Genomic DNA, 12,940 nt, shown 5'->3' with positions numbered 1-12,940 from the left:
CTACCTCGCATGGCAGTCTTGCATTCCAGCGTTCCCGGCGATGAGCGTAGACCTCGATACACGCCGTCAAGGCGTTTCGGATTGTGGATCGTCCCGAAGATGCAGGAGACTCCTGCTTGGCCGCGACGGCAGAGAACCTCCGCCCGCCTCTCAATAAGGGCGTTGGCTCCTGGTCAGCTTCGGCGGCTAGGGCCGCGACGCCGGCGTGCTAACGCGATCATCGTATTGATCGGCCGCACAACGGATCGCCTACGCTGCACGCGGTTACGCAGTTTGCGGTAATCCTGGAATGCCACCTCGAAACGGTGTGCCTTGATTCGATACTGCTCGAAAACGCGATCGAACGTAGTTTCATCTACAGGCTCGTCTCGCGAGGCCGCGCGCAACGCTTCATAGGTGGCAGAAATCCAATCTGTCCCAGAAAGGTCCGTCACCGGACCGTGGTGCCGGTGGCGGTGAAGACTCGGTTGGAGGTACTCCTCGATTGCGGCCTCATCTCGGCTCGCGAGGTCGATCGAAAGTGCGGCGGAGATCCGCTCTACTTCCCGGGGCCAGTTGTCGAGGAAGTTTGCGTAGTCGACGAACACGCGCGGCAATTGGCGCGTGTTTCTTTCGGCTAGCAGGTTGTATGTCAGCCACAATGCACTCGCAAGGTCCGCTGAGGGCTCCGACGAGGCTCCGCTGACCTTGGTAATCGACGCGGTGACCTCGTGCGGATGGCGCACCGCAATCGCGACCGCAATTTCAAATCCCGCCAGCCGGGCGGCCTCGAACCACATGCCGGACAGCACCGTGATCCTCGGATCCTTAATCACCACGAGTGGCGCGGTCGGCAGCGTCGTAAAGAAATCGCAGATTTTGGCTACGCAGGCGGCACGCTCTTCCGCTTCGAACGCACCCTCCTCCTGCAGGCGCAGAGTCGGGTCGGCCCAGTCGCTGCCGTGGCGCTGCAAGATTGTGTCGTTGAGGTCGACGGCCGCGCGCGGCTCCCAATAGCCACTTGGGTTGGCCACATCGGCAGTCAATAGCGCGGTCGGGAGCGTCCCACCGCACAGTGTGAGAACCCTTGTCAGCGCCGATGTTCCGGATCGGTGCATGCCCAGCACGAACAGAGCAATCGGACGGCCAAGGAACTCTGACTGCTCGGGGGAAAGGGTCACGCCCACAATCCTGATGCGGAGTCCAGCGCAGAATGTTGCCACCGCAAGGGACATCGGTCTTGCAGTAGGGACCGCGGCGTCCGACACGCCGGTCGAAGGTTGCCAGCGACGCGCGCGGCGTCGATTCGTAAACCCTTGGAGGGGGTTGCTGCGGGGAGGTGATCCGTCCGCGCTGCAGCTGGACTGCGGAGTGTAGATCTAGCGGTGGGCGTCGAGGCAGTACGTCGGCTCTTGCTCACCACGACAGGATAGGCCGTGGTTCGCTCTCGCCGCGGATAATGTCGCATATACTCCTGCGCTTGCTGTCCAACACGGCATTCCGAGGGCAATAAACAACTGGAGCCAACCCTCTCGACGCAGCGACGGTTTAATGCTGCCGACTTTGATTGGCTGCTCGTTCGCGCGCGATGAGTTGACATGCTGGTTGACGCTGAGCTGCCACAGGTTACGATCACGCCGGAACCCTGCGCGGTGCCCAACGCCGAGCTGCTTTGCTGAGCTTCGCAGGGTCGCAATACCAGGAACTTTGCCGAAACCCCGCAGCGACCGTGCTGGCCTTCAGTATGGTTTGCATCGGTTCCAATCAAATCGAGAGATGATCTGGAGATTTTGTGAGCGTCAATCCGTTCGACGACGACAATGGCAGTTTTTTCGTGTTGGTCAACGACGAGGAGCAACACAGCCTGTGGCCGACCTTCGCCGACGTGCCAGCGGGCTGGCGGGTGGTTTTCGGCGAGGCGGACCGTGCCGCGTGTTTGGACTACATCGAGCAGAACTGGCCCGATATTCGACCCAAGAGCCTACGCGAGAGGTTGGCAGCAGGCCGAGCATCTGATAACTGAGCCTGGGGGGGTGGGGGAGCTGGATGGAGTCGGATAACCAGGCGCTTCCGCTAACGCGCGCCCAGCTGGACATCTGGCTCGCGCAGGAAACGCGTCACTCCGGTTCGGAGTGGGAACTCGGCCTATTCGTCAGGATCGACGGGCGCGTAGAGCGGGACGCCCTGCAGTGGGCGATCCGCCGAGCGGTGGCAGAGGCCGAACCCGTCAGGGCGGCCTTTTACGAGGTCGACGGCCAGGTGGCACAGCGGGTTATTGATTACCCGGATGTCGAGTTGGCGTTCCATGATTTGAGTTCGGCCAACGATCCAGTGCAAGAAGCGCGCGCGCTGGCGATGTCGATTCAGCGCACCCCGATGTCGCTTTCCGGCCCGTTATTCAAATTCGCGTTATTCCAGACGCGGTTTGACGAATTTTATTTGTTTGCCTGCGGCCACCACATCGTCGTAGACGGATCCGGCATTGTCTTGATCGGGCAGCGGGTGGCCGCTGTTTACTCTGCCGTTGTTTCCGGTGCGCCTATTCCTGCCGGTTTTTTCGGTTCACTGCAGGACCTAGTGGACTGCGAGCAGGCGTACGAGGCCTCCAGTGACTATCTGGATGATAGGGCCTATTGGGCCCAGAACCTTCCGACGGAAAGCGAAGCGCCGCATCGGCTGCCTGAGGCGCAAGGCCAGGAAGATTCGTTCTGGCCATCCGAGCCCGTGCATCTGGATCCGGTGGTTCTTGGCCGGGTGGATGAGTTCTGCCGGGCAAGGGGTGTGCCGCGCTCGTCGGTGATCACTGCGGCGTGTGCGCTCCTGGTGCGTGGATGGTGCGGCGGAAACTCGGAAGTAGTGTTCGATTTCCCGGTCAACAGGCGAGTTCTGCCAGAGTCCAAGACTCTTCCCGGGATGGTTGCCGGGGTGGTTCCGCTGGTGTTGCGGGTTACCCCCGAGTCGACGGTTGCCGATTTCTGCGAGCTTGTGGACACTCGCATCCGGGAAGCGTTGCAGCATCAGCGGTTTCCGGTGCACGCCCTGGAACGCAGAGCTCGCCTGCACGGGGGTTCCGATGGCCGGGTGAACATCAACTTCCTTCCGTCGCGGTTCACGTTGCCCTTCGGTGGGACCCAGGCCTCGGCGTCGTTGACCAACGGTGCGGTCGTGGACGGCTTCGGACTGTTTTTCTCCAGCTCTGGTGATGAGCTTTCCCTGAGCACCGTCGGTGAGGGGCAACCGTGGTCGAACTTCGATGTCGCAGATCTGGCGCGCCGGTTGGAGCGGTTGTTGGGTGCGATGACCACCGACCCTGGGCGGAGATTGTCATCGATCGAGTTGCTTGATACTGGTGAGCGGGCCGGGTTGGAGGTGTGGGGTAACCACGAGGTTCTGAGCCGACCCGCGGGCACGCCGCTGTCGATCCCCACGGTGTTCGCCGCGCAGGTGGCCTCGGACCCGCAGGCGACAGCCCTGAGCTGCCAGGGCCGTGCAATGACCTATGCCGAGCTCGATGCGGCGTCTAATCGGTTGGCACACCTGTTAATTGGCTTGGGTGCGGGTCCGGGCCGGTGCGTGGCGTTGGTATTTCCGCGGTGTGCTGAGGCGATCGTGGCGATGTTGGGCGTGCTCAAGTCCGGGGCCGCGTATCTGCCAATCGATCCGGCCCACCCTGAGTCACGCATCGAGTTCATGGTTGCCGACGCCGCGCCGATCGCTGCGCTGACGACCGCTGATGTCGCCGATCGGCTGGTCGATATCGAGTTGGTGGTCATTGATGTTGATGATCCGCGCATCGACGCGGAATCCAGTGCGGCGCTGTCGGTGCCGGAGTCTGATGATTTGGCGTATGTGATTTACACCTCGGGCACCACGGGGGTGCCCAAGGGGGTGGGGATCACTCACGCCAACGTCACTGAGTTGATGGGCTCGTTCGACGCGCGGCTTGCTGCGGCGGGGGCGGTGTGGTCGCAGTGGCATTCCTACAGTTTCGATATTTCGGGGTGGGAGATTTACGGCGCCTTGTTGCATGGGGCGCGGTTGGTGGTGGTGCCTGAGTCGGTGGCGGCGTCTCCGGAGGCGTTGCGCGCCTTGCTGATTGACGAGCAGGTCACGGTGTTGTGTCAGACGCCGTCGGCGGCGGGGATGTTGTCGCCGCAGGGCTTGGAGTCGGTGACGTTGCTGGTCGGTGGTGAGGCGTGTGCACCGGAGGTGGTGGAGCGCTGGGCGCCGGGTCGGGTGATGATCAACGAGTACGGCCCGACCGAGGCCACGATGTGGGTAGCGCTCAGCGCACCCTTGCAGGCGGGGTCGGGGGCACCGCCGATCGGCGCGCCGGTGCCGGGCGCGGCGTTTTACGTGTTGGATTCCTGGTTGCGTCCGGTGCCGACCGGAGTGGTGGGGGAGTTGTATCTGGCGGGCCCGCAGTTGGCGGTCGGGTATATGGGTCGGGCCGGGTTGACCGCGTCGCGGTTCATGGCCTGTCCGTATGGGACGCATGGCGCGCGCATGTATCGCACCGGGGATTTGGTGTGGTGGGGACCCGACGGGCAGTTGCGGTATGTGGGCCGCACTGATGAGCAGGTCAAGATCCGCGGGCATCGCATCGAGATCGGTGAAGTCCAGGCCGCGCTGAGTGCGCTGGACGGTGTCGAGCAGGCGGCGGTGATCGCACGCGAGGACCGTCCCGGTGATAAGCGGTTGGTCGGGTATGTGACCGGCACCGCGGACCCGAGCGAGTTGCGTGCGGCGCTGGGTGAGCGGTTGCCGGGGTACATGGTGCCCTCGGCGGTGGTGGCCATTGCGGCGTTGCCGTTGACGGTCAACGGCAAGCTGGACAAACGCGCGTTGCCGGCACCGGAGTACACCGACACCGATCGTTACCGCGCGCCGTCCACGGCGACTGAGGAGATTCTGGCCGGCATTTTCGCTCAGGTGTTGGGGGTGGAGCGGGTCGGGGTTGACGATTCGTTCTTCGAATTGGGCGGGGACTCGCTGCTGGCGATGCGGGTGATCGCGGCGATCAACACCGGTCTGGATGCCGGGCTGTCGGTACGTGCGGTCTTTGAGGCGCCCACGGTGGCCGAGTTGGCGCCGCGTATCGGCACTGAGGAGGCCCGGCTGGCACCGCTGGTGCCCACCGACCGCCCGACGGCGCCACTGTCATTCGCCCAGAACCGGCTGTGGTTCCTCGATCAATTGCAAGGTCCCTCACCCGTTTACAACATGGTGGTCGCATTGCGACTGGGTGGGCGCCTGAACGCAGCGGCGTTGGGGGCGGCGCTGGGTGATGTGGTGGACCGCCACGAGAGCCTGCGTACCCTGTTCATCGCTCCGGAGGGCACCCCGCAGCAAGTGGTGGTACCCATGGAGGACGCCGACTTCGGCTGGCACATCGTTGATGGCAGCGGCTGGTCTGACGGTGAGCTCAAGCGGGCCATCGACACCGCGGCGGGTCACCCGTTCGATCTGGCGGCGGAGATCCCCTTGCGGGCAACGCTTTTGCGTCTCAATGATGTTGAGCATGTGTTGATGGCGGTGGTGCACCATATCGCCGCCGACGGTTGGTCGATCACCCCGCTGGTCGCCGACCTGGGCGTGGCCTATGCCGCACGGCGCGACGGGCGAGCGCCCGACTGGGCGCCGCTTCCGGTGCAGTACATCGATTACACGTTGTGGCAGCGTGAACAACTCGGTGATATGGCCGACAGCGACAGCCCCATCGCCGCGCAACTGGCGTATTGGCAGGACGCGCTGGCCGGGATGCCCGAGCGACTGAATCTGCCCACCGATCGGCCCTATCCGGCGGTGGCCGAGAACCGCGGGGCCAGTATGGCGGTCGAGTTCCCGGTCGCTCTGCATCAGCAGGTCGCTCGGCTTGCTCGGGAGCACAATGCGACCAGTTTCATGGTGGTGCAGGCCGCGTTGGCGGCGTTGCTCGCCAAGCTCAGCGCCAGCAGTGAAGTGGCGCTGGGCTTTGCGATCGCCGGGCGCAGCGACTCCGCTCTCGACGGGCTGGTGGGGTGTTTCATCAACACGCTGGTGTTGCGGGTCGATGTCGGCGGTGATCCCAGTGTGGCCGAGGTATTGGCTCAAGTGCGCCAGCGCAGCCTGGCAGCTTACGAGAATCAGGACACGCCATTTGAAGTGCTGGTCGAACGGCTTAACCCGACGCGCAGCCTGGCTCATCACCCGCTTGTGCAGGTGTTGCTGGCCTGGCAGAACTTCCCCGGCCAGGAAAACGGTCCTGTCTCCGGCTTGAGCCTGGGTGACCTCCAAGTCGCCCAGCTGCCGACCGAAACCCACACGGCGCGCATGGATCTCGCGTTTTCGCTGGGGGAACGGTGGACTGAGGCCGGGGTGCCCGCCGGAATCAGCGGCGCGGTGGAGTATCGCACCGACGTTTTTGATGCGGCCAGTATCGAGGCGCTGGTCCAGCGGCTGGAACGGATGTTGGTGGCAATGGCCGCCGACCCGCAGCGATTGATGTCGTCGGTGGATCTGCTTGATGAGCATGAGCAGACTCGGCTGCAGCAGTGGGGCAATCAAGCGGTGTTGAGCCAACCGGCGCCTGCCGCGGTGTCGGTTCCGGAGCTGTTTGCTGCGCAGGTGGCCCGCACCCCGGATGCGCTTGCGCTGACCTGCGATGGCCGGTCCATGACTTATCGCGAGCTCGATGAGGCCGCTAATCGGTTGGCACACTTGCTGGCCGCTCATGGGGCGGGTCCGGGAACCCGTGTGGCCCTGCTGCTTTCCCGCTCGGCCGAGGCAATCGTGGCGATAATGGCAGTGCTCAAGACCGGGGCCGCCTACGTGCCGATCGATCCGGTGCATCCGGATGCGCGGATCGGGTTCGTACTGGCCGATTCCGCTCCGATCGCGGCGATCACCACCTCGGACTTGCGCGCTCGGCTGGACGGGCACGAACCATTCGTCATCGACGTCGATGACCCAGCTATTGAGACCCAACCCAGCACGGGGCTGCCGGCGCCTGCACCCGACGATATCGCCTATCTGATCTACACCTCAGGCACGACCGGCGTGCCCAAAGGCGTGGCGATCACTCACCGAAACGTCACCCAGTTGTTTGGAGTACGAGTCGGCCTGCCGCCGGGGCAGGTGTGGACGCAGTGTCACTCGTACATCTTCGACTTTTCGGTGTGGGAGATCTGGGGTGCGCTTCTGCACGAAGGCCGACTGGTGGTGGTGCCCGAGTCGGTGGTGGCTTCTCCGGAGGACTTTCACGCATTGTTGGTCGCCGAGCGCGTCAGCGTGCTCACCCAAACCCCCTCGGCGGTAGGGACGTTCTCCCTTGAGGGGCTGGATTCGACGGCGTTGGTCGTGGGTGGTGAGGCGTGCCCACCGGAGTTGGTGGAGCGGTATGCGCACGGGCGGGTGATGATCAACGCGTACGGCCCCACTGAGGCAACGGTCTATGCGGCGATGAGCGCGCCGCTGAAGGCGGGCTCGGGGGTCGCTCCGATCGGCGCACCGGTGCCGGGGGCGGCCCTGTTCGTCCTTGATACGCGGTTACGTCCGGTACCCGCCGGCGTGGTCGGGGAGCTGTATGTGGCCGGTGCCGGCGTCGGTCTCGGCTATGTAGGTCGAGCCTCTTTGACGGCGTCCCGATTCGTGGCGTGTCCGTTCGGGGGGATCGGCGCGCGGATGTACCGCACCGGGGATCTGGTGTGCTGGGGTACCGATGGGCAGCTTCGGTATCTGGGTCGCGCGGATGAGCAGGTCAAGATCCGCGGCTATCGCATCGAACTCGGCGAGATTCAAGCAGCGTTGGCCAAGTTGGACGGCGTCGATCAGGCAGTGGTGATTGCTCGCGAGGACCGTCCCGGCGACAAACGCCTCGTGGGGTATGTCACCGGCACAGTCGACCCCGCGACGCTGCGGTCCGCGGCGGCCGAGCGACTGCCGACCTATATGGTGCCGGCCGCGGTAGTCGCTCTCGACGCGCTGCCACTGACGGTCAACGGCAAACTCGACGTCCGCGCGTTGCCTGCGCCGGACTACGCCGATATCAACCGGTACCGAGCACCGTCCACCCTGACCGAGGAAATCCTGGCCGGCATCTACGCCAAGGTGCTTGGAGTGGAGCGAGTCGGGGTCGATGACTCGTTCTTCGATCTAGGTGGCGATTCGCTGTCGGCGATGCGCGTGATCGCCGCGATCAACAATAGTCTGGACGCCGGCCTCAAGGTCCGCACCTTGTTCGAGGCGCCCACCGTGGCCGGGCTGGCCCCACGCATCGGCGTCGATGAGGGTCGGCCGGAGCCGCTCGCGGCGGTGGAGCGCCCGGCGGTCGTGCCGTTGTCATTCGCCCAGAACCGGTTGTGGTTCATCGATCAGTTGCAGGGCCCGTCGGCGGTTTACAACATGGCGGTGGCATTGCGGCTCAGCGGCCCTCTTGATGTGGACGCCTTGGGGACGGCGCTGGGCGACGTAGTGGACCGCCATGAGAGCCTGCGCACCCTGTTCGCCGCGCCCGAGGGAAGCCCCCAGCAGGTGGTGATGCCCGTCGAGGAGACCGACTTCGGCTGGCAAATCATTGATGCCGACGGGTGGCCGGCGGCGCGGCTTCAGCAGTCCATCGACGCGGTGGTGCGTGAGCCTTTTGACCTGGCCGCTCATATTCCGTTGCGCGCCAAAATTTTTCGTGTTGATGAGGACGAGCATGTAGTCGTGGCGGTGGTACATCACATCGCCGCTGATGGCTGGTCGGTCACCCCGCTGGTGGCGGATCTGGGAGTGGCATACGCCGCCCGGCGCGCGGGGCAGGCACCCGGGTGGGCGCCATTGCCGGTGCAGTACATCGATTACACACTCTGGCAGCGTGCACAGCTCGGTGACCTCGACGACCCGCGCAGCCGCATCGGAACTCAGTTGGCGTATTGGCAGCGGTCCCTGGCCGGGCTGCCCGAGCGGCTGAATCTTCCCACTGATCGACCGTATCCGGCGGTGGCGAACTACCGCGGCGCCAAGGTGGCCGTGGACTGGTCCGCGCAATTGCACGAGCAGGTGGTGCGGGTGGCTCGTGAGCACAATGCGACCAGTTTCATGGTGGTGCAGGCCGCCCTTGCGGTGCTGCTGGCCAAGCTCAGCGCGAGTTCTGATGTGGCGGTGGGTTTTCCGATCGCCGGGCGCCGCGACGCCGCACTCGATGGCCTGGTCGGATTCTTCGTCAACACATTGGTTTTGCGGGTCGAGGTGGCCGGCGACCCCAGCGTCGCCGAGTTGTTGGGTCAGGTACGTGCGCGCAGCCTGGCCGCCTATGAGCACCAGGATGTGCCCTTCGAGGTCCTGGTCGAGCAAGTCAAACCAACCCGCAGCCTGACCCATCACCCGCTGGTGCAGGTGATGCTGGCCTGGCAGAACAACGACTTGCCCGACGAGCTGGCGTTGGGTGATCTGCACGTCACGCCGATACCTGCCGACACCCAGACTGCCCGCGTGGATCTGACGTTTTCGCTCTCGGAACGCTTCCGCGAGGCCGGCACGGCCGCCGGAATCGGTGGAGAGGTGGAGTTCCGCACCGATGTGTTCGACGCGGCCACCATCGAGGCGCTGATCGAGCGGTTCGAGCGCGTCTTGGTAGCCATGACTGCTGACCCGTCACGTCGTATGTCGTCGATCGATGTGCTCGACTCCGGCGAGCATGCCCAATTGGAAGGGTGGGGTAATCGCGCATTGTCGACCACCTCGGCGCCGCCAGCAGCGTCGATTCCGGCGCTGTTCGCTGCCGAGGTCACCCGCACTCCCGGGGCGGTGGCGATCAGCGGTATCGGCCGCTCAATGACATATCGGGAGCTCGACGAGGCCTCAAACCGGTGGGCGCATCTGCTGGCTACTCACGGCGTAGGCCCGGGGCAGCGGGTGGCGTTACTGGTGGAGCGCTCTGCTGAGGCGATCGTGGCGATGCTGGGGGTGCTCAAGACGGGTGCGGCGTATGTACCGATCGACCCGGCCCATCCGGACGCTCGGATCCGCTTCGTGCTCGCCGACGCTGCGCCGAGCGCGGCGCTGACAACCGCCGACCTGCGCTCGCGTCTGGCCGAGTACGACCACCTTGTGGTCATCGATATCGACGACCCCGCCATCGAGAGCCAACCCGGCACCGAAATGCCGGTGCCGTCCGCGGACGACATCGCGTATCTGATCTACACGTCTGGTACCTCCGGAGTGCCAAAGGGCGTGGCGGTTACCCATCACAACGTCACCCAGTTGTTGGTGCGGTTGGGCGCGTATCTGCCGGTGGCGGAGGCGTGGACGCAGTGTCATTCCTACGGTTTCGACACCTCGGTGTGGGAGACCTGGGGTCCGCTGCTGGGTGGGGGCCGGGTGGTGGTGGTGCCCGATGCGGTGGCCCGCTCTGCCGAAGACTTGCGTGCGCTGCTGATAGCCGAACAAGTAAATGTGCTGACCCAGACCCCTTCGGCGGCAGGAGTGTTGTCGCCGGAGGGGCTCGACGGGCTGACGCTGGTCGTCGCCGGTGAGGCCTGCCCGACCGAGTTGGTGGATCGGTGGGCACCGGGCCGGGTGATGATCAATGCCTTCGGCCCGACCGAGACGACGATGGTCGTAATGCTCAGCGCACCGCTGGAGGCGGGGTCGGGTGCACCGCCGATCGGTGCGCCGGTGCCGGGTGCCGAGCTGTTTGTGCTCGATGGCTGGTTGCGTCCGGTGCCGCCCGGGGTAGTCGGTGAGTTGTATGTAGCCGGTGCCGGGGTGGGCGTGGGTTATTGGCGGCGCGCTGGGTTGACCGCATCACGGTTTGTGGCCTGCCCCTTCGGTGGTACGTCCGCAACACGCATGTATCGCACCGGAGACCTCGTGTTATGGGGTCCTGACGGGCAACTGCGCTATCTGGGGCGGGCTGATGAGCAGGTCAAGATCCGCGGCTATCGCATCGAGCTCGGTGAAATCCAAGCTGTCTTGGCCGGCTGCGACGGAGTCCAGCAGGCGGCGGTGATCGCCCGTGAGGACCGCCCCGGCGACAAGCGCCTCGTCGGCTATGTCACCGAGTCGGTGAGCGGAGTCGTGGACCCGGCCGAAGTCCGTGCGATGTTGGGTCAGCGGCTACCTGGATATATGGTGCCGACCGCGGTCGTCGCGCTGGATGCGTTGCCATTGACAGTCAACGGCAAACTCGACATTCGCGCGTTGCCGGCACCGGAGTACGTCGACACCGATAGCTATCGTGCCCCGGTCAATGTGATCGAGGAGTTGCTGGCCGGTATTTACGCCCATGTGCTCGGCGTGGACCGCGTCGGAGTCGACGACTCGTTCTTCGAGCTCGGCGGGGATTCGTTGTCGGCGATGCGGTTGGTCGCTGCAGTCAACGCCGGCTTGGAAGCCGGTCTCGCAGTGCGCGACGTGTTCGAGGCACCCACTGTCGCCGGGCTGGCGCCGCGGATCGGTGATGGTAGTGGCGGGTTGGCGCGATTGGTCGCAGTCGAGCGTCCCGCGGTGGTGCCGTTGTCGTTCGCCCAGAACCGGTTGTGGTTCATCGACCAGTTGCAGGGTCCGTCTGCGGTTTACAACATGGCCGTGGCGCTACGGCTGACTGGGGGCTTGGACGTCGAGGCGTTGGGTGCGGCGTTGGCTGATGTGGTGGGCCGCCATGAGAGCCTGCGCACAGTATTCCCGGCACCGAAAGGGGCTCCTCAGCAACTGGTGGTGCCGGTCGAGCAGGCCGATTTCGGGTGGCAGATCGTCGATGCCAGCGGCTGGCCCGAGGCTCGGATCCAAGAGGCCATCGAAGCGGCAGTGGGCGAGCCGCTGGAACTCGCAACCCGGATTCCCTTGCGGGCCAAGCTACTACGTGTGGCCGCCGACGAGCACGTGTTAGTTGCGGTGGTGCATCACATCGCCGCCGATGGCTGGTCGATCACCCCGCTGGTCGCCGATTTGGGGATCGCCTATGAGGCCCGCTGTGCGGGGCGAGCCCCTGAGTGGACGCCCTTGCCGGTGCAGTACGCGGATTACACGCTGTGGCAGCGTGAACAATTGGGGGATCTCGATGACCCCCAGAGTCGTATCTCCGCGCAGCTGGGATTCTGGCAACAGGCCTTGGCTGGGGTGCCTGAGCGGTTGAATCTTCCCACGGATCGGCCCTATCCGCCGGTGGCTGATTACCGGGGGGCGCGGGTGGCCGTTGAGTGGTCCGCTGAGCTGCAACAGCGGATCACTCGGATGGCTCGTGAGCACAATGCGACGAATTTCATGGTGGTGCAAGCGGCCCTCGCGCTGCTACTAGCCAAGCTCAGCGCGAGTTCCGATGTGGCAGTTGGGTTCCCGATCGCCGGCCGCCACGACCCTGCCCTGGATCGCTTAGTGGGTTTCTTCGTCAACACCTTGGTGCTACGGGTCGATGTGGGCGGTGATCCCACGGTGGGTGAGTTGATGGGACAGGTGCGGGCGCGCAGCCTGGCCGCCTTCGAGCATCAGGATGTGCCGTTCGAGGTGTTGGTGGAGCGGCTCAATCCGGCGCGGTCGCTGACTCATCACCCGTTGGTGCAAGTGATGTTGGCATGGCAGAACAATGACTCCCGCGACGAGTTGACTATCGGTGATGTTCAAATCGCTCCGCTGCCGACCGAGACACACACTGCGCGAGTGGATTTGACGTTCTCGCTTTCCGAGCGTTTCAGCGAGGCCGGTGAGCCTGCCGGGATCGTCGGCGAAGTCGAGTTCCGCACCGATGTGTTTGATGTGGGCGGTGTTGAGGCGTTGGTGGGGCGTTTTGAGCGGGTGTTGGTGGGGTTGGTTGGTGATCCGTTGCGGCGGTTGTCGTCGGTGGATGTGGTGGGTGAGGGTGAGCGGGTTTGGCTGGATGGGGTTGGTAATCGGGCGGTGTTGAGTGGGTCGGGGCCGGTGGGGGTGTCGGTTCCGGTGGTGTTTGGTGCGCAGGTGGATCGGGACCCTGGGGCGGTGGCGATTTCGTGTGGGACGCGGT

The 12,940-nt window shown here is 64.7% G+C and carries 3 protein-coding genes; 2 read left to right on the top strand and 1 reads right to left on the bottom strand.

The window, feature by feature from the left end:
- Positions 1-173: 173 nt before the first annotated feature.
- A complete protein-coding gene (locus ACIA48_RS30085) occupies positions 174-1,214 on the bottom strand; it encodes a sulfotransferase family protein (RefSeq protein WP_396739967.1) in 1,041 nt (346 codons plus the stop codon).
- Positions 1,215-1,771: 557 nt separating this feature from the next.
- Between ACIA48_RS30085 and ACIA48_RS30080 the strand changes: the two genes are divergently transcribed.
- Complete coding sequence (locus ACIA48_RS30080) at positions 1,772-2,002, top strand: MbtH family protein (RefSeq protein WP_396739965.1); 231 nt, start codon at positions 1,772-1,774, stop codon at positions 2,000-2,002.
- A 23-nt stretch (positions 2,003-2,025) separates the two neighbouring features.
- Positions 2,026-12,940, top strand: a 10,915-nt coding sequence (locus ACIA48_RS30075; RefSeq protein ID WP_396739963.1) for an amino acid adenylation domain-containing protein, incomplete at its 3' end; no start/stop codon positions are given.

The sequence above is a fragment of the Mycobacterium sp. NPDC051804 genome, assembly GCF_044452905.1.
Lineage (GTDB): Bacteria > Actinomycetota > Actinomycetes > Mycobacteriales > Mycobacteriaceae > Mycobacterium.
Note: the sequence above shows the minus strand (reverse complement) of the source record. Positions and strands in the feature narration are given on the sequence as shown.